The organism is Shinella sp. BE166 (assembly GCF_051201095.1).
Taxonomy (GTDB): domain Bacteria; phylum Pseudomonadota; class Alphaproteobacteria; order Rhizobiales; family Rhizobiaceae; genus Shinella; species Shinella lacus.
On record NZ_JBPEHL010000013.1, the window covers coordinates 45,062 to 63,707 of the forward strand.

The 18,646-nt window shown below is 63.6% G+C and carries 18 protein-coding genes; 14 read left to right on the top strand and 4 right to left on the bottom strand.

The window, feature by feature from the left end:
* Nucleotides 1–59: 59 nt before the first annotated feature.
* The gene (locus J2Y63_RS25830; protein ID WP_435268425.1) at nt 60–1,283 is read right to left on the bottom strand and encodes an MFS transporter; all 1,224 of its coding nucleotides are present in this window, start codon (nt 1,281–1,283) and stop codon (nt 60–62) included.
* Between the two features lie 118 nt (nt 1,284–1,401).
* Here J2Y63_RS25830 and J2Y63_RS25835 point away from each other — a divergent pair, with 118 nt between their 5' ends.
* Nucleotides 1,402–1,992 carry a TetR/AcrR family transcriptional regulator gene (locus J2Y63_RS25835; RefSeq protein ID WP_435268426.1) on the top strand — a complete coding sequence of 197 codons (591 nt, stop codon included), beginning with the start codon at nt 1,402–1,404 and terminating at the stop codon, nt 1,990–1,992.
* Nucleotides 1,993–1,996: 4 nt separating this feature from the next.
* On the opposite strand, the gene J2Y63_RS25840 is transcribed toward J2Y63_RS25835, so the two are convergent.
* Both J2Y63_RS25840 and J2Y63_RS25845 read right to left on the bottom strand, forming a co-directional pair.
* Nucleotides 1,997–3,142 (bottom strand): ceramide glucosyltransferase, encoded by a 1,146-nt coding sequence (locus tag J2Y63_RS25840; protein WP_435268499.1) that lies wholly within the window; start codon nt 3,140–3,142, stop codon nt 1,997–1,999.
* Between the two features lie 196 nt (nt 3,143–3,338).
* Nucleotides 3,339–3,884, bottom strand: coding sequence for a cysteine hydrolase family protein (locus tag J2Y63_RS25845; protein WP_435268427.1), 546 nt, complete (start codon nt 3,882–3,884; stop codon nt 3,339–3,341).
* 100 nt (nt 3,885–3,984) lie between these two features.
* Here J2Y63_RS25845 and J2Y63_RS25850 point away from each other — a divergent pair, with 100 nt between their 5' ends.
* Entirely contained in the window at nt 3,985–4,944 is a 960-nt protein-coding gene (locus J2Y63_RS25850) for a GlxA family transcriptional regulator (protein WP_435268428.1), read from the top strand.
* A 79-nt stretch (nt 4,945–5,023) separates the two neighbouring features.
* On the opposite strand, the gene J2Y63_RS25855 is transcribed toward J2Y63_RS25850, so the two are convergent.
* Nucleotides 5,024–6,265 (bottom strand): NAD(P)/FAD-dependent oxidoreductase, encoded by a 1,242-nt coding sequence (locus tag J2Y63_RS25855; protein ID WP_435268500.1) that lies wholly within the window; start codon nt 6,263–6,265, stop codon nt 5,024–5,026.
* A 147-nt stretch (nt 6,266–6,412) separates the two neighbouring features.
* On the opposite strand from J2Y63_RS25855, the gene J2Y63_RS25860 reads away from it, so the two are divergent.
* The 12 genes from J2Y63_RS25860 to J2Y63_RS25915 all read left to right on the top strand — a co-directional run bounded on the left by J2Y63_RS25860 (nt 6,413) and on the right by J2Y63_RS25915 (nt 18,631).
* Nucleotides 6,413–7,306, top strand: coding sequence for a VOC family protein (locus J2Y63_RS25860; protein ID WP_435268429.1), 894 nt, complete (start codon nt 6,413–6,415; stop codon nt 7,304–7,306).
* A gap of 1 nt (nt 7,307) precedes the next feature.
* Entirely contained in the window at nt 7,308–8,147 is an 840-nt protein-coding gene (kdsA, locus tag J2Y63_RS25865) for a 3-deoxy-8-phosphooctulonate synthase (protein WP_435268430.1), read from the top strand.
* A gap of 130 nt (nt 8,148–8,277) precedes the next feature.
* Nucleotides 8,278–9,552: a phosphopyruvate hydratase gene (gene eno, locus J2Y63_RS25870; protein ID WP_435268431.1), complete on the top strand. Its 1,275-nt coding sequence runs from the start codon at nt 8,278–8,280 to the stop codon at nt 9,550–9,552.
* A gap of 469 nt (nt 9,553–10,021) precedes the next feature.
* On the top strand, nt 10,022–10,330 hold the full coding sequence (locus J2Y63_RS25875; RefSeq protein WP_256115849.1) for an FtsB family cell division protein: 309 nt from the start codon (nt 10,022–10,024) through the stop codon (nt 10,328–10,330).
* A gap of 149 nt (nt 10,331–10,479) precedes the next feature.
* Complete coding sequence (gene pdhA, locus J2Y63_RS25880; protein WP_256115850.1) at nt 10,480–11,526, top strand: pyruvate dehydrogenase (acetyl-transferring) E1 component subunit alpha; 1,047 nt, start codon at nt 10,480–10,482, stop codon at nt 11,524–11,526.
* Between the two features lie 19 nt (nt 11,527–11,545).
* Nucleotides 11,546–12,928, top strand: coding sequence for a pyruvate dehydrogenase complex E1 component subunit beta (locus J2Y63_RS25885; protein ID WP_435268432.1), 1,383 nt, complete (start codon nt 11,546–11,548; stop codon nt 12,926–12,928).
* A gap of 15 nt (nt 12,929–12,943) precedes the next feature.
* The gene (locus tag J2Y63_RS25890) at nt 12,944–14,296 is read left to right on the top strand and encodes a pyruvate dehydrogenase complex dihydrolipoamide acetyltransferase (RefSeq protein WP_435268433.1); all 1,353 of its coding nucleotides are present in this window, start codon (nt 12,944–12,946) and stop codon (nt 14,294–14,296) included.
* 15 nt (nt 14,297–14,311) lie between these two features.
* A complete protein-coding gene (locus tag J2Y63_RS25895) occupies nt 14,312–14,953 on the top strand; it encodes an SGNH/GDSL hydrolase family protein (protein ID WP_435268434.1) in 642 nt (213 codons plus the stop codon).
* Nucleotides 14,954–15,011: 58 nt separating this feature from the next.
* The gene (gene lpdA / locus J2Y63_RS25900) at nt 15,012–16,457 is read left to right on the top strand and encodes a dihydrolipoyl dehydrogenase (RefSeq protein WP_435268435.1); all 1,446 of its coding nucleotides are present in this window, start codon (nt 15,012–15,014) and stop codon (nt 16,455–16,457) included.
* A gap of 91 nt (nt 16,458–16,548) precedes the next feature.
* On the top strand, nt 16,549–17,526 hold the full coding sequence (lipA, locus tag J2Y63_RS25905; RefSeq protein WP_256115855.1) for a lipoyl synthase: 978 nt from the start codon (nt 16,549–16,551) through the stop codon (nt 17,524–17,526).
* A 72-nt stretch (nt 17,527–17,598) separates the two neighbouring features.
* Nucleotides 17,599–18,168, top strand: a complete 570-nt coding sequence (locus J2Y63_RS25910; protein ID WP_435268436.1) for an AAA family ATPase — start codon at nt 17,599–17,601, stop codon at nt 18,166–18,168.
* A 10-nt stretch (nt 18,169–18,178) separates the two neighbouring features.
* Entirely contained in the window at nt 18,179–18,631 is a 453-nt protein-coding gene (locus J2Y63_RS25915) for a type II toxin-antitoxin system RatA family toxin (protein WP_435268437.1), read from the top strand.
* Nucleotides 18,632–18,646: the final 15 nt, after the last annotated feature.

Genomic DNA, 18,646 nt, shown 5'->3' on the forward strand with positions numbered 1-18,646 from the left:
GCCATTGCTCAAACGAAAAAGCCCGGCGCAGGCCGGGCTTTTTATGTTCAGGGGCAGGGTTACCCGGCGGCTTGCGCCAGCGGGCAGACGCTGTCGTCGCAATCCTCTCCGGCGAGCGTGCGCTGGCCGAGGCTGATGGTCGTGAGGGCGCCGATGCCGGCGGCGACGGAGACCCAGAAGCCGTTCTGTGCGCCAAAATTATCGACCGCCCAGCCGGCGACGAAGGCGCCCAGTGCCATGCCGATGCCGATGCCGGTCGTGACCCAGGTGACGCCTTCCGTCAGCATCGCGCCGGGCACGCGGCGCTCGACCAGGCCGAAGGCGGTGATGAAGGTCGGCGAGATGGCGATGCCGCTCACGAAGACGGCGACGGCCAGCAACGGCACCGAGCCGGCGAAGGGCAGCGGCAGGGCGGTCAGCGCCAGCACGGCGACGGCGATCAACAACTGCTTTTGCAGCGCCATCTTCGGGTTCAGCGCGCCGAGGACGAGGCCGACGACGAAGGAGCCGATGGCATAGACGCCGATGACGAGGCTTGCGGCATTCGGCTGGCCGAGTTCCTTGGTGATGGCGACCGCGCTCACCTCGGCGGTTGCGAAGGTGGAGCCGACAAAGATCAGCGCCAGCGTGATGATCTGCACCGGGCGCAGGCGGATCGCCGATTTCTGCGGCTTGCTGCCGGCGACATATTGTATGCGCGGTTCCGTGCCGCGTTGCAGCAGGAAGAAGAAGCTGCCGACGGCGAGGAAGGCGGTGCTGATCAGCATGCCGGCTTCGGGAAACAGCGCGACAGCGAGGCCGACCGACAGCGAAGCGCCGGCGATATAGACCAGCTCGTCGGCTGCCGATTCGAAGGCGAAGGCGGTGTTGAGCTCGGGCCGATCGCGAAAAATCTCGCTCCAGCGGGCGCGCAGCATGGCCGGGATGCTCGGCATGGCGGCCGCGAGGAAGGCGCTTGCGAAGAGCGTCCAGACCGGCCAGCCCTGGTTGGTGCCGGCAATCAGCAGCAGGAAGGCGACGACCGAGACGATGGTTGCCGGGGTGAGCACCGCCGCCTGGCCGTAACGGTCGACAAGGCGGGAGACCTGCGGCGAGATGAGGGCGTTGGTCAGCGCGAAGGTGGCGGAGACGGCGCCCGCGAGCCAATATTCGCCGCGCGTCTGCGACAGCATGGCGACGATGCCGATCGGCGCCATGGCGATGGGAAGGCGCGCGAGGAAGCCCGCGGCGGAAAAGCCCACGGTTCCTGGGACGCTGAAAATCTCTTTATACGGGTTGGCCATGGCCTGCTCCTCGCAAATGAATGGTCAGCCACTTACATACGTGGCGTATGTCGAAGAGGTAGTTGCATACGCAGCGTATGTCAAATAAAATACGCGGCGTATGTAAAATGGAGCTGCCATGCGCAAGCCGCGCGAGGAAATGATCGCCGAAACGAGAGCCAAGCTGATCGCCGCAGGGCGGTTTGCCTTCGGCACCGTCGGTTATGCGGAGGCGTCGATGGATGATTTCACCGCGGAGGCGGGGCTGACGCGCGGCGCGCTCTACCATCATTTTGGAGACAAGAAGGGGCTGCTCCAGGCGGTCATCCAGCAGATCGATGCGGAGATGACGGCGCGGCTGCACACGATTTCGGCCGGGGCGCCGAGCCGATGGGACGGGTTCGTCGAGGAATGCGTCGCCTATATCGAGATGGCGCTGGAGCCGGAAATCCAGCGCATCATGTTTCGCGACGGGCCGGCGGTGCTCGGCGACGTCTCGCAATGGCCGACGAGCAACGGCTGCATCGCGGCGCTCAGCCACAGCATCGAACAGCTGAAGGCCGACGGCGTGATGGCCGATATCGATACGGAAACGGCCGCTCGCCTGATCAACGGGGCGAGCAGCCATGCAGCACTCTGGATCGCCAAGTCCGAGACGCCGGAAGAGACGTCGAAGCGGGCGGTCCGCGGGTTCCGGACCTTGCTGGACGGTCTGCGGGTAAAGGCCTGACGGGTTACGAGCCCGCCGGCGCTTCCTTCAATTCGCAGACGGTCGTGCCGATCGTCATCGTGTTGCCGCGCCAGTCGATATTGCCGCCGACCCAGCTGCGCAGCCAGACCGCCGGCATCATGCAATCGCGCACGATCATCGCCGGCACCGACCAGACGGAAAGCCGCCAGCCCTTGGCCATGGCAAGGGCGACTTCCGGCAGGTAGATGGCGGCGAGCACCAGGAGGGCGGCGGGCGCGAGCGTCGCGTCGCTGATCAATGCCGCGACCAGCGCCAGCAGCAGCGGCGGCAGGGCGCCCAGAAGAATTTCCGGGGTGAAGAAGCCGGGGAAGGTGACGCGGCGCAGGCGCGACCAGCGGCACTGGCGCGACCAGATCTCCTGCCCGGTGCGCCGCCCCAGCGGCTGCTCGAAGGGCGAGGAGACGAGGTGAACCTTGAGGCCGAGGCGGCTCACGAGCTTCGTCGAGGCCGCATCCTCGGCGATTTCGGCATTCAGAGCATGGATGCCGCCATTCGCATCGAGCATCGGCTTATACCATAGCATGCTCTTGCCCTGCGCGAAGCCGAGGCCGATCGCTTCGCCGGCATATTGCCAGCGCGCCTGCTGGGTGTTGAGGAACATGCATTCCACCTCCGCCCAGAACCCGTCCGGGCGCGAGCCGAGCGGCGTCGAGCAGACGAGGCCCGAATCGATCCGCCAGCCGCCCATCAGATGCTGAATGTAGTCCGGCGGCATCAGCACGTTCGAATCGGCCAGCACCACCCAGTCATGGCGCGCCGCCTGCCAGCCTTTGACGCAATTGTTGAGTTTTGGATTGGCACTGATGCGGTCGTCGCCGATCAGGATGCGGGCCGCGACATGGGGATGTGCCGCCGCCGTCTTCTCGATTTCCGGGAGGATCGGATCGCCGGCATGCGCCACGCAGAACAGCAGTTCATAGTCCGGCCAGGTGAGGCGGAAGGCGCGGGCGAGCGTCTCGGCCGAAAAATTCTCGATGCCGCGCACGGGAACGACGATCGACACCGGCGGCTTTTCCTCGATTTCCGGCGGGGCGGCATCGACGGCCTTCAGCCGCCTTCCGGCAATGAGGATGCTTGCGGCATTGGTGGCGACGAGAGCGCCCGAGGCAAGGGCGAAGGCCTGAGCCATGTCCATTCACGCGTACTCCGAAGGGCGCCGGGCCATGCTGGCGGCAGCCGGGTTCATTCACGCGAGAAGAAACACCATTGTCACATGACACGGGAATGACGGGCCGCCCTGGAGCGGCCTGAAGCGCGTCGGCGGACAGGCGGCAGCCACCCCCGCCGAGGGCGGAGGTGACGGTTTTCACCGGGTTTTTTCGGGCTTAACCCAGAAAATCAGCGGTCGTCGTGACCTTGCCGTAGCCGAATTCCAGCGCCGACATGATCGTGGCATGGACCTGGGCGGCCGGCACGACCGAATCACCAAAGGCCTTGTCGCGCGTGGCGCAGGCATCGTGCACGACGGTGAGGCCGTAGCCGAGATCGGCGGCGGCACGGGCCGTCGCGTCGATGCAGACGTCGCTCATCGCGCCGACGACCACCACCTCCTCGATGCCGTCAGCCTGCAAGGCCTGCTGCAGCGTCGTCTCGCGAAACGAGTTCGGATAATTCTTGACGATGACGGTATCGCCCTCCTGCGGCCTGATAGCCGGGATCGGGTTGATGCCATCCGTGCCGGGGGCGAAGAGCGGCGAATCGGCATCCTTGGCGACGTGGTGGACATGCACGATCCGGTCGCCCTTGCCGCGCGCCGCCTCGACGACGCGGGCCGCATTGGCGGTAGCGGCGTCGATGCCGGTCAGCGCGAAATTGCCGGTGGCGAGATAGTCCTTCTGGAGGTCGACGATGATGACGGCGCGTTTGCTCATGGGGTGTCCTTTCCCTGTTGCTTGATGTCATGGACATTGTGCCTCTGCCCTGCCATCTCTCGCCATTGGCGATACCGACATAATACAGGGTGAAAGTGACATGGCAGACGCGGCCGAGATCGGATTGGTGCTTTATCCCGGCGTGCAGATGGCCGCCGTGCTCGGCATGACCGATCTCTTCAATTCGGCAACGGAACTGGCGGGCGAAAAGGTGCGGGCGGGGCCGACGCTGGTGGTCAGCCACTGGCGGCTGGAGGACGGCGCACCCGTGCGCATCGACGCCAGCGGCATTATCGACGGGGCGTCGCGGCCCTGTGTGCTCGTGCTGCCGCCCGCACTTGGCGATCCGATCCGCCGGGAGGATGCGGCACCTTTCGCCGCCTGGCTGCGCGAATGCCACGCCTCCGGCATCCAGCTCGCCTCGATCTGCGCCGGCGCCTTTCTGCTCGGCGAGACCGGGCTTCTGGCCGGCCGCACGATCACCACCAACTGGGTGATCGCGGAGACGTTCGAGCTGCGCTTTCCGGATGTGCATGTCGATACGGACCGGTTGCTCAACGACGACGGCGATATTTTCACGGCGGGCGGCGTGATGGCCTGGGTCGATCTCGGGCTGAAGCTCATCGACCGCTTTCTCGGGCCGACGATCATGCTGGAGATCGCCCGGCAATTCGTCATCGACCCGCCGGGCCGCGAGCAACGCTACTACAGCACCTTCTCGCCGCGCCTGCTGCATGGCGACGCGGCGATCCTGAAGGTGCAGCACTGGTTGCAGGCGAGCGAGGCGAAGGAGATCGGCCTCGATGGGCTTGCCGCGCACGCGGGGCTGGAGGCGCGTACGTTCCTGCGGCGTTTCCGCAAAGCGACGGGGCTGACGACGACCGATTATTGCCAGCGGCTGCGCGTGGCAAAGGCGCAGGAGATGCTGCAATTCACCACGCGTTCGGTCGAGAGCGTGGCAGTCGATGTCGGCTATGTCGATCCCGGCGCGTTCCGGAAGGTTTTCGCCCGCATCCTCGGGCTGACGCCCGGGGAATATCGCAAGCGCTTCCGCTCCTGACGATCACACCGGCCGCGGCCGGTTGCGCACCCAACCATTCGACGGAAGGGGAATATCGCGCCGGTGATCCTGCCGATCGTCAGGAATCGGCGTTGCGGATGGCAAAAAGGTCGGCATCCGCATCGCCGTGGCCGGCGATTTCCGACGACACGATCTCGGCGGCGATCTGGCTGAAGGTGATGCCGTTGCCGCCGAAGCCCATGACGGCGAAGACATTGTCCATGCCGGGGACGCGGCCGATGAGCGGCAGGCCGGTGCGGGTGGTGCCGAAGGGCGCGGCCCAGGAATAGTCGGGCTCCGGCAGCGAAAAGCCGAGCAGGGCTTCGGCCTTCTTGCGGATCGTCTTCGCCTTGTTCTTCAGCTTCTGCGGCGAGGCGAAAGCCTCTTCGTCCTCCTCGTCCTCGCCGCCGGCGATCAGCCGGCCGTCGCGGGAGCGGCGAAGATAGAGATAGGGATCGGCACCCTCCCAGACGATACATTCCTTCAGCCAGTCGGGCAGGTCGATGGCCGGCGGGGTGGCGATCGCCCAGGTGGAGATGATGGCATGGTCCTTGTGCGCGACGGCTTCCAGGAATTCATAACCGGAGCAGAAGACGGCATGGCCGGCGGAGATGATCTTGCCGTCGGCGGTGGCGAGGAAGACGCCTTGGGTCGTCGAGCGCACATCGGTGATTTCGAGCGGGCTGACCACCTCCACGCCGCGCGACACCGCGGCGCGCAGGATGCCGGCGGCCATCTGGGCGGGGTTGGCGGAGGCGGAAATATCGCTGAGGATCGCGCCGGTGCGGTCTATGGCGAAACCGTCCCGAAGTGCCGCGGTGTCGAGGAAATCCGCCTTGATGCCGGCGGCGTGGCGGGCGTCGAGTTCGGTGCGCAGGGCGCGGCTGCCATATTCATCGCCAGCGAGAAACAGCGTTTTCTTGCGCTCGAAGCCGCAGGACAGGTCGAGGTCGGCGACGATGCGCGTCAATTGCTCGACCGCGCGTCCCGAGCGTTGCCAGGCGCGGCGCGCCTTTTCCTCGCCGATCATGCCGGTGAGCACATGCAGGGGAATGTCGATTTCGTGCTGGATCATCGCGGTGCTTGCCAGCGTGCTGCCATGTACGGGGCGGCGGCGGTCGACGACGAGCACGGAGCGGCGCCCGTTCGCCAGCGCATGCGCCATCAGCGCGCCGGAAATGCCGGCGCCGACAATGATGACGTCATAGGTGTCGCGGGCGGGCTTTTGGTGCGTGCGGAGCGTAATGCGCGGCGAACCGGCCCAGACGGGGCGTGACTCGTGAAGATCGCGCTGCCGGGTGATTTCGTTGTTCTTGAGAATGGGAGTGCTCCGGTCAAGAGGGGTCTACCGGAATGGCCGGGCGACGGAAAAGTTCCAGCGGCCGGCCGTGCGCGGCGCTGGTGCTTGCATTGCGGGCGGAAAGCAGGCAAAGCACGAGGCGCCTGAAACACGACCGGATTTTTACCCATGACCGTGAGTTCGAGAACGCCCCGCCCGATCGATCATCTGGTGCTGCCGGTGTCCGACCTCGGAATTGCTCGTGAACGCCTGACGGCGCTCGGCTTCACCGTCGCCAAGGATGCCCGCCACCCGTTCGGCACGGAAAACTGTTGCGTTTTTCTCGCCGACGGCAGCTATCTGGAGCCGCTCGGCATCGCCAATCGCGAGGAATGCGAGGAAGCCGCCCGCGGCGGCAATGTCTTCGTCGCGCGCGACCAGGCCTTTCGCTTCCGCCGCGCTAGCGAAGGTTTTTCTGCCATCGCCATGGCCAGCGGTGACGCCTGGGAGGACGACCAGCGCTACACGTCGTCCGGCATTTCCGGCGGCGAGGTTCTGGAATTTTCCCGCGACATGCTTTTGCCCGACGGCACGTCGGCGACCGGCAGTTTCCGCCTGGCCTTTGCCGCCGACCTGCGCAGCCCGGATTTCTTCTTCTTCGCCTCGCAGCGCATCCTGCCGCTGCCATCCGACCGCAAGGCGCTGGAAAGCCATGAAAACGGCGTGATCTCGCTGTCTGAGGTCGTGCTCTCGGAGCAGAACCCGACCGATTTCCAGTATCTCGTGCAGGAAGCGGCGGACGAGCGCGAGGTCGAGGCTCTGTCCTTCGGCATGTCCGTCGATACGCCGCGCGGCCGCATCACGGTGCTGAACGATGCGGGGCTCGAAGGGTTTTACGGTCTTTCGCCGCTTGCCGGCACGGACCGCGGCCTCAAGGGACGCGCGGTCGTCTTCACGGTAGAAAATCTAACGGAATGTCACCGCCTGCTGACGGAGCGCGGTGTCACCTTCCATCAACGGGACAACCGCCTTCTCGTGCCACCGGCACCGGGGCAGGGCGTCCTTTTTGTCTTCGGAGAATAAGATGAAAGCCAATACCACAGTCGTCGTCGGCGAAGGCGCCAAGAAGGTCACCTTTGCCCAGGACAAGCGTTTTTCGCTGATCGCCGGCCCGTGCCAGATGGAGAGCCGCGACCACGCGTACATGATCGCCGGCACGCTCGTCGAACTCTGCGACAAGCTCGGCCTCGGCCTCGTCTACAAGTCCTCCTTCGACAAGGCAAACCGCACCTCGCTGTCCGGCAAGCGCGGCATCGGGCTTGAAAAGGCGATGGAAATCTTTGCCGACCTCAAAAAGGATTTCGGCTTTCCGGTGCTGACCGACATTCACACCGAGGAACAATGCGCGATCGTCGCCGAAACGGCCGACATCCTGCAGATCCCCGCCTTCCTGTCGCGCCAGACGGACCTGCTCATCGCCGCCGCCAAGACCGGCCGCACGATCAACGTCAAGAAGGGCCAGTTCCTGGCGCCCTGGGACATGAAGAACGTGCTGGCGAAATTCACCGAGAGCGGCAATCCGAACGTGCTGCTGTGCGAACGCGGCGCCTCCTTCGGCTACAACACGCTCGTCTCCGACATGCGCTCGCTGCCGATCATGGCCTCGTTGGGCGCGCCGGTCGTGTTCGACGCGACCCATTCGGTGCAGCAGCCGGGCGGGCAGGGCGGCTCCTCCGGCGGCCAGCGCGAATTCGTCGAGACTCTTGCGCGCGCTGCCGTTGCCGTTGGCGTTGCCGGTCTCTTCATCGAGACGCATGAGGACCCGGACAACGCGCCTTCCGACGGCCCGAACATGGTGCACCTGAAGGACATGCCGCGGCTTCTCGAAAAGCTCATCGCCTTCGACGACATCACCAAGGCGTGACGGTTTCAAACGGATGACACAGAGGCGTGTCATCCGTTGCCGCTCGGCGCGGCTCAGCCATTGTATTTTCCGCATCATCGATTAAGAGAGATTTTAATCGATTTATAAACCCAGAAACAGGACGATATCCATGACCGCTATCATCGACATCATCGGCCGCGAGATTCTCGACAGCCGCGGCAACCCCACCGTCGAAGTGGACGTGCATCTGGAAGATGGCAGCTTCGGCCGTGCCGCCGTTCCCTCGGGCGCCTCGACCGGCGCGCACGAAGCCGTCGAACTGCGCGACGGTGGCAAGCGCTACCTCGGCAAGGGTGTCGAAAATGCGGTCGCAGCCGTCAACGGCGAAATCTTCGAAGCGGTCGGCGGGCTTGAAGCCGAAGACCAGATCCTGATCGACCAGGCGCTGATCGAGCTCGACGGTACGCCGAACAAGGCCCGCCTCGGCGCCAACGCCATCCTCGGCGTGTCACTCGCCGTCGCCAAGGCTGCCGCTGAAGCCGCCAACCTGCCGCTCTACCGCTATGTCGGCGGCCCGAACGCCCGCATCCTGCCGGTGCCGATGATGAACATCATCAATGGCGGCGCGCATGCCGACAACCCGATCGACTTCCAGGAATTCATGATCGTTCCCGTCGGCGCCGACAACATCCGCGATGCCGTGCGCATGGGTTCGGAAGTGTTCCACACGCTGAAGAAGCAGCTCGCTGCCGACGGCCACAACACCAATGTCGGTGACGAAGGCGGCTTTGCGCCGGGTCTGGCATCCGCGCCTGCCGCCCTCGATTTCATCATGAAGTCGATCGAGAAGGCCGGCTACAAGCCCGGCGAAGACATGTATATCGCGCTCGATTGCGCTTCGACCGAATTCTTCAAGGACGGCAAATACGTGCTCGAAGGCGAAGGCCGTACGCTGGAGCCGGAAGCCATGGCCGACTACCTGGCGGAGCTTGCCGCAAAATACCCGATCTTCTCGATCGAGGACGGCATGGCGGAAGACGACTGGGACGGCTGGAAGTCGCTGACCGACAAGATCGGCAGACAAGTCCAGCTCGTCGGCGACGACCTGTTCGTCACCAACTCGGCGCGCCTGCGCGACGGCATCAAGATGGGCGTCGCCAACTCGATCCTCGTCAAGGTCAACCAGATCGGCTCGCTCTCCGAGACGCTCGACGCCGTCGAGACCGCACACAAGGCGAGCTACACCGCCGTCATGTCGCACCGCTCGGGCGAGACCGAGGATTCGACGATCGCCGACCTCGCCGTCGCCACGAACTGCGGCCAGATCAAGACCGGCTCGCTCGCCCGCTCCGACCGTACCGCCAAGTACAACCAGCTGATCCGCATCGAGGAGCAGCTCGGCCCGCAGGCGAAGTTCGCCGGCCGTGGCATCCTGCGCGGCTGATCGACAAACAGTTTCTCCAAAATGGCGAAACCCGCATCGCAAGGTGCGGGTTTTGTTTTTTGAGGGGGGAGAAGAGTCCATTTGTGCGGTGGATTCGTGTCCGATGTCACTCGCGGCTGTGGCGTGGATCCTCGGGTCAAGCCCGAGGATGACGGAGGGGAGGGACGGCTTTCCCTTCCAGCGAACGGTGCGGCATGCGGCGCAGTGTTCCGTGCGCGCCTAGGTATCGCGGGCATGTGGAGACTATCCTCTGGCCTCCTCAAGTCCGATCTCTCGACGAGTTCTCTCTCCTACTTCTTGTCCTCACCACCTCTCTTCCGTCATCCTCGGGCTTGACCCGAGGATCCATGCGGCGCGCACGCGGCGCTGCAGGCCACGCGGCTTTTTCCGCGCCCCGCCCATCATGGTCAATGATCGGTTAACCCCTTGGCGCTAGTATAAAATCCGTATTGCGTATCGGGGCACTTGCATGTGGACCAAACATCATAAAAAGCGGAAATTCGGCCGGCTTACCCTGCCGGTAATTACGGTCGCATTCCTTTCTTACTTCGGCTATCATTCCGTGCACGGCGATTTCGGCCTCAGGGGGATGGAGGATTTCGAACGGCAGAGAGTGGAGCGTCAGGCGCGCCTGGACATACTCGTGCGTCAGCGCCAAATCCTGGAAAAAGAAGTGGCTCTGATGAGCGACGGCTCGCTGGAGCGCGACATGCTGGATGAAAAAGCGCGCTCCTATCTCAACATGTCCAGAGCCGACGAAATCGTGATTTTCCACTAGGAGTATGGATTAACTGAAATCAGGTTAATCGTAAATCTCCATTACTAATCAGTGACTTACAAAGAATATAAGCCATGCATTTATGGCATTGCTGATGCGGAATTTCTCCCCTATGGTTTCCAGCAAGAGGCAAACATAGGGAGGAACGCATGGCTCCGCGTAAAACCGCGTCCACGTCCAGCCGCAAGACAGCGGCTAAGCCTGTCAAAAAAGACTTCACCGGCGGCACCATCGCCGAATTCTCCAAGGAAGACGACCTCAAAGCCTACCGCGAGATGCTGTTGATCCGGCGTTTCGAGGAGAAGGCCGGCCAGCTCTACGGCATGGGCTTCATCGGCGGCTTCTGTCACCTCTATATCGGCCAGGAAGCTGTCGTCGTCGGCATGCAACTGGCGCTGAAGGAAGGTGACCAGGTCATCACCGGTTATCGTGACCACGGCCATATGCTCGCTTGCGGTATGAGCCCGCGCGGCGTGATGGCGGAACTGACCGGACGTCGCGGCGGCCTTTCCAAGGGCAAGGGCGGCTCCATGCACATGTTCTCCAAGGAAAAGAACTTTTACGGCGGCCACGGCATCGTCGGCGGACAGGTTTCGCTCGGCACGGGTCTCGCCTTCGCCAACCGCTACCGCGGCAACGACAATGTTTCGCTCGCCTATTTCGGCGACGGCGCTGCCAACCAGGGCCAGGTCTACGAGAGCTTCAACATGGCGGCTCTCTGGAAGCTGCCGGTCGTCTACGTGATCGAGAACAACCGCTACGCCATGGGCACGTCCGTTTCGCGCGCCTCCGCCCAGACCGATTTCTCGCATCGCGGCGCGTCCTTCAACATCCCCGGTTTCCAGGTGGATGGCATGGATGTGCGCGCGGTGAAGGCTGCCGCCGACGAGGCCGTGGAACATTGCCGCGCTGGCAAGGGTCCGGTCATCCTCGAAATGCAGACCTACCGCTATCGCGGCCACTCCATGTCCGACCCGGCGAAGTATCGCTCGAAGGACGAAGTGCAGAAGATGCGCTCCGAGCACGACCCGATCGAGCAGGTGCGCGCCCGTCTTCTGGAAAACAAGTGGGCAAGCGAAGACGATCTCAAGAAGATCGACAAGGACGTCCGTGACATCGTCGCCGACAGCGCCGATTTTGCGCAGGCCGATCCGGAGCCGGATGCATCCGAGCTCTACACCGACATCCTGCTGTAAATCCGGGGAGGGACGAAAAATGCCAATCGAGATTCTCATGCCTGCCCTGTCTCCGACCATGGAGGAGGGCACGCTCTCCAAGTGGGTCAAGAACGAGGGTGACACCGTCAAGTCCGGCGACGTGATCGCCGAAATCGAAACCGACAAGGCGACGATGGAAGTCGAAGCCGTCGATGAAGGCGTGATCGGCAAGATCCTGATCGCCGCCGGCACCGAGGGCGTCAAGGTCAACACGGCGATCGCCGTGCTGCTGCAGGACGGCGAAAGCGCCGATGCCGCTGCCGCACCGAAGGCCGCCGAAAAGCCGGCGGAAGCCGAGGCGCCCAAGGCTTCCGAGCCGGCACCGGCTGCCGCAGCACCCGTTCCGGCTGCGCCGAAGACCGAAGCTGCCGCCGATCCGGATATTCCGGCCGGCACCGAAATGGTGATGACGACGGTGCGCGAAGCGCTGCGTGACGCCATGGCGGAAGAAATGCGCCGCGACCAGGACGTCTTCGTCATGGGCGAGGAAGTGGCCGAATATCAGGGTGCCTACAAGATCACCCAGGGCCTTCTCCAGGAATTCGGCGACCGCCGCGTCATCGACACGCCGATCACCGAACACGGCTTTGCCGGCGTCGGCGTCGGTGCGGCCATGACGGGCCTGAAGCCGATCGTCGAGTTCATGACCTTCAACTTCGCCATGCAGGCGATCGACCAGATCATCAACTCCGCCGCCAAGACGCTCTATATGTCGGGCGGCCAGATGGGCGCCCCGATCGTCTTCCGCGGCCCGAACGGTGCAGCGGCGCGCGTCGCGGCCCAGCACTCGCAGTGCTATGCCGCCTGGTACAGCCACATTCCGGGCCTCAAGGTCGTCATGCCCTACACGGCTGCCGATGCGAAGGGCCTCTTGAAGGCTGCGATCCGCGACCCGAACCCGGTCATCTTCCTCGAAAACGAAATCCTCTACGGCCAGCAGTTCGAGGTGCCGAAGCTGGACGATTTCGTGCTGCCGATCGGCAAGGCGCGCATCCACAAGAAGGGCAGCGACGTCACCGTCGTCTCCTTCGGTATCGGCATGACCTATGCGCTGAAGGCGATTGCGGAGCTCGAAAAAGACGGCATCGACGTCGAACTGATCGACCTTCGCACCATCCGCCCGATGGACCTGCCGACCGTGATCGAATCGGTCAAGAAGACTGGCCGTCTCGTCGTCGTCGAGGAAGGCTACCCGCAGTCCTCCGTCGGCACCGAGATCGCGACCCGCGTCATGCAGCAGGCCTTCGATTATCTCGATGCGCCGATCCTGACGATCGCCGGCAAGGACGTTCCGATGCCCTATGCCGCAAACCTCGAAAAGCTGGCGCTGCCGAATGTCGGCGAAGTCGTCCAGGCGGTCAAAACCGTCTGCTACAAATAAGGGGAGGGCGCATCCATGCCGATCAACATTACGATGCCCGCCCTCTCGCCCACCATGGAAGAGGGCAACCTCGCCAAGTGGCTCGTCAAGGAAGGCGACACCGTGAAATCCGGTGACGTCATCGCCGAGATCGAGACCGACAAGGCGACGATGGAAGTCGAGGCCATCGACGAGGGCGTTGTCGCCAAGATCGTCATTCCGGCGGGCACGGAAGGCGTGAAGGTCAACAGCCTGATCGCCATCCTTGCCGCCGACGGTGAAGATGTGTCGGCAGCCGCTGCCGGCGGTGGTTCGGCAAAGGCCGAGGCCCCGAAGGCGGAAGCCAAGGCCGAAGCGCCGAAGGAAGCCGAAAAGCCTGCTGCCGCCGCAGCGCCAGCCGCTGCCGCGGCGCCGGCTGCTGTTGCTTCGGCGCCTGCAAAGGACGGCAACGGACTGTTCTCCTCGCCGCTCGCCCGCCGCATCGCCAAGGATGCCGGCATCGACATCAAAGCGATCACCGGTTCCGGTCCGCATGGCCGCGTGGTGAAGAGCGACGTGGAAAAGGCGGTCGCCTCCGGCGGTGCAAAGCCTGCCGCTGCCGCATCCCCGGCTGCTGCCGCCTCGGCCGCACCTGCCACAGCGCCCAAGGGCATGTCGGAAGAGGCCGTGCTCAAGCTGTTCGAGCAGGGCTCCTACGAGCTCGTGCCGCATGACGGCATGCGCAAGACGATCGCCAAGCGTTTGCAGGAATCCAAGCAGACGATCCCGCACTTCTACGTGTCGGTCGATGTGGAACTCGATGCGCTGTTGGCTCTGCGCGCCCAGATCAACGATTCCGCCCCGCGCAAGGACGACAAGCCGGCCTACAAGCTCTCGGTCAACGACATGGTGATCAAGGCCATGGCGCTTGCCCTGCGGGATGTTCCGGATGCCAACGTTTCCTGGACCGACACCAACATGGTCAAGCACAAGCATGCCGATGTCGGCGTTGCCGTGTCGATCCCGGGTGGCCTGATCACGCCGATCATCCGCAAGGCCGAACTGAAAAGCCTGTCGGCCATCTCCAACGAGATGAAGGACCTCGGCAAGCGGGCGAAGGAACGCAAGCTGAAGCCCGAAGAGTACCAGGGCGGCACGACTGCGGTTTCCAACATGGGCATGATGGGCGTCTCGAACTTCGCCGCCGTCGTCAACCCGCCGCATGCGACGATCCTGGCGGTCGGTGCCGGCACGGAGCGGGTCGTGGTCAAGAAGGGCCAGATGGTTATCGTCAACGCGATGACGGTCACGCTCTCCACCGACCACCGCTGCGTCGACGGCGCGCTCGGAGCCGAACTGCTCGGCGCCTTCAAGCGCTACATCGAAAGCCCGATGGGGATGCTCGTCTGATAGCGGAGTGCGGCCATGAAAACGGTTCTCTGCTACGGCGATAGTCTCACCTGGGGCTACAGTGCGGAAACGCTCGACCGGCATTCCTTCGAGGATCGCTGGCCGAGCGTGCTCGCCAAGGCGCTGGGGCCGGAGGTCACCGTCATTGCCGAGGGCCTGAATGGCCGCACCACCGCCTATGACGATCACCTGGCGGACTGCGACCGCAATGGCGCGCGCATCCTGCCGACGATCCTGCACAGCCACGACCCGATCGATCTCGTGATCATCCTGCTCGGCGCCAATGACATGAAGCCCACGATCTGCGGCACGGCCTTCGGCGCGGTGCAGGGCATGGAGCGGCTGGTGGATCTGGTGCGCCACCATGCTTGGTCGTTCGGCGGGCAGGAGGGGCCGGAGATCCTGCTCGTCTCGCCGCCGCCGATCTGCGAGACGGCGAACACCGCTTTCGCGGCGATGTTTGCCGGCGGCGTCGAGCAATCGGCGATGCTGGCGACGCTGTATGCGGACCTTGCGGACGAGACCGGCTGCGGCTTCTTCGATGCCGGTTCGGTGGCGCAGACGACGCCGCTCGACGGCGTGCATCTCGATGCGGAAAACACGCGGGCGATTGGCCGCGGGCTGGAGCCCGTCGTGCGCATGATGCTCGGATTGTAAACGAAGAGAACAAGAGACGCGGCGTTTGGCCCGCGCGAGAGACAAGGCAGGAAACGACATGGCTCAGACTTACGACGTCATCGTTATCGGTTCGGGTCCGGGCGGCTATATCGCCGCGATCCGCGCCGCCCAGTTGGGCCTGAAGACGGCCATCGTCGAGCGCGAGCACCTCGCCGGCATCTGCTCCAACTGGGGCTGCATTCCGACCAAGGCGCTGCTGCGCTCGGCCGAGATCTTCCATTACGCCCAGCATCCGGGCGATTACGGCATCAAGATCGAAGGCTCGGTGACGCCGGACCTGAAGGCGATCGTCGCCCGCTCGCGCGGCATTGCCCAGCGCATGAACGGCGGCGTCGGCTTCCTGATGAAGAAGAACAAGGTCGACATCATCTGGGGTGAAGCCAAGATCACCAAACCCGGCGAGATCGTCGTGTCCAAGACGACGAAGGCCATCCAGCAGCCGCAGGCGCCGCTGCCGAAGAACGTGCTGCCGGAAGGCACCTACACCGCAAAGCACATTGTCATCGCGACTGGCGCACGTCCGCGCGCACTGCCGGGCATCGAGCCGGATGGCAAGCTGATCTGGACCTATTTCGAAGCAATGAAACCGGAGGAAATGCCGAAGTCGCTGCTCGTCATGGGCTCGGGCGCCATCGGCATCGAGTTCGCCTCCTTCTACCGCACGCTCGGCGTCGATGTGACGGTGGTAGAAGTGATGAAGACGGTGATGCCGGTCGAGGATGCGGAAATCTCCGCGCTCGCCAAGAAGCAGTTCGAAAAGCAGGGCATGAAGATCCATCTGGAGGCCAAGGTCACCAAGGTGGAGAAGGGCGCCAACTCGATCACCGCCCATGTCGAGATGAAGGACGGCAAGGTCGAGAAGATCACCGCCGACCGTATGATTTCGGCTGTCGGCGTGCAGGCCAACGTGGAAAATATCGGTCTCGAAACGATCGGCGTGAAGACCGACCGCGGCTTCATCGCCATCGACGGCTACGGCAAGACGAACGTGCCGGGCATCTACGCGATCGGCGACGTCGCAGGTCCCCCGATGCTCGCCCACAAGGCGGAGCACGAGGCCGTCATCTGCATCGAGAAGATCGCCGGCCTGCCGAACGTGCACCCGATGGACAAGTCCAAGATTCCGGGCTGCACCTATTGCCATCCGCAGGTCGCCTCGGTTGGCCTCACGGAAGCCAAGGCAAAGGAACAGGGCCGCGACATCCGCGTCGGCCGCTTCCCCTTCGTCGCCAACGGCAAGGCCATTGCGCTCGGCGAAGACCAGGGCCTCGTCAAGACGATCTTCGACAAGAAGACCGGTGAACTGCTCGGCGCGCACCTCGTCGGCGCGGAAGTCACCGAGCTGATCCAGGGTTTCGTCATCGCTATGAACCTCGAAACGACCGAGGAAGAGCTGATGCACACGATCTTCCCGCATCCGACGATTTCCGAAACGCTGAAGGAAAGCGTGCTGGATGCCTATGGGCGTGCGCTGAACGCTTGAACGTGCTAAAGCCCGCCTCCACATGAGGCGGGCTCACTCTTTCAGGGTCCGCAGGGCAGGCGCTTGAGCCCGCCAGGAAAGTGGAAACGACATGGTCACGATTCTCGACCGCACAAATCCTTCGCCCGATGCCAAGCGGGTGCGCCATCCGGAAAAGGCCAACCGGCCGGACACGGAAGTGCTGCGCAAGCCGGAATGGATTCGCGTGCGCGCGCCGGTTTCCAAGGGCTACCAGGAGACGCGCGATCTCGTGCGTTCCCACAAGCTGGTGACGGTGTGCGAAGAGGCGGGCTGCCCGAACATCGGCGAGTGCTGGGACAAGAAACACGCCACCTTCATGATCATGGGCGAGATCTGTACCCGTGCCTGCGCCTTCTGCAACGTGGCGACAGGCAAGCCGAACGCCCTCGACATGGCGGAGCCGGAAAACGTCGCCAAGGCCGTCAAGCAGATGGGCCTGTCGCACGTCGTCATCACCTCGGTGGATCGCGACGACCTCGCCGACGGCGGTGCCGAGCACTTCGAGAAGGTGATCTGGGCAATCCGTGCCGCTTCGCCGCTGACGACGATCGAAATCCTGACGCCCGACTTCCTGAAGAAGCCCGGTGCTTTGGAGCGCGTCGTCGCCGCCAAGCCGGACGTTTTCAACCACAATATGGAGACTGTGCCGGGCAATTACCTGACGGTTCGTCCGGGTGCGCGCTACTTCCATTCCGTCCGCCTGTTGCAGCGCGTGAAGGAACTGGACCCGACCATGTTCACCAAGTCGGGCATCATGGTGGGCCTCGGCGAGGAGCGCAACGAAGTGCTCCAGCTGATGGACGACCTGCGCACCGCCGATGTCGACTTCCTCACCATCGGCCAGTATCTCCAGCCGACGCGCAAGCACCACGCCGTCATGAGCTTTGTGACGCCGGAGGAATTCAAGTCCTATGAGACCGTCGCCTACAGCAAGGGCTTCCTGATGGTCTCGTCGAGCCCGCTGACGCGTTCCTCGCACCATGCCGGCGACGATTTCGCAAGGCTTCGCGCCGCCCGCGAGCGCAAGGTTCTGGCTGCCGCGGAATAGACTTTTCCGCCACCTTCCTTTAAGCCCCGCCGTCCCGCAAGAAGGCGGGGCTTTTCGTTTCGGGGGGTGGCGATGACGGTTTATGTTTCGATCGAGGAAGCAGCAGAGCGGCTGAAGTCTGCCCACCGTGTTCTGGTCATCGGGTGCTCGGGTGGCGGGAAAAGCACGCTGTCAAACCGCCTGTGCGAACGTCTTGGTTTACCCTATGTCTCAATGGACCGTGATTTCTACTGGTTGCCGGGCTGGGTGAAGCGCGACAAGGCCGAAGAGAGGGTGCTGATCACGGAGACGGTCGCGCGACCGCGCTGGCTCATGGATGGGACCGGACAATCGACGTTCGATTTGAGACTGCCGCGCACGAATATGGTGATCTGGGTCCGCCTTCCTCGCTGGAGATGTCTGCTTGGCGTGACGAGGCGAGGTTTCCGGTATTCCGGCAAAACCCGACCGGAGATGGCCGAAGGTTGTCTCGAACAAATACCCGACAGAGAATTCCTGTCGTATATCTGGAATTTCGAGAAGCGCACGGTGCCACAAATTCTCCTGCAGTTGCAAAGGCATGGGCCGGACGTTCCGGTTTTGCAGCTGAAAAGCCACGCGGAAATGCGCTGTCTTCTTGATCTTCTGGGCGCTCCCGCTTAATTGGCCCTCCATGCCTCAGTTCGAAACGCGCCGCCCGGTTCCCCATACGCCCGACCAGATGTTCGACCTCATCGCCGATGTCGAGCGCTATCCGGAGTTCCTGCCACTCTGCGAGGGGCTCGCCGTGCGCTCGCGCAAGGAGCGCGACGGCAAGGAACTGCTCGTCGCGGACATGACGGTCGGTTACAAGGCGATCCGCGAGACCTTTACCACGCAGGTGCTGTTCAACCGGGCGGAGCGCGCGATCGATGTCAAATATCTCGACGGGCCGTTCCGCTATCTCGACAACCGCTGGCGTTTCGAGCCGCTGCCGGATGGCGGCTGCAACGTGCATTTCTTCATCGACTACGAGTTCAAGAGCCGCATTCTCGGCGCGCTGATGGGCTCGATGTTCGACCGCGCCTTCCGCATGTTCACCGACGCTTTCGAAAAGCGGGCGGCGGCGATCTATACTGCCGGCTGAATTTTTCGATCGGCT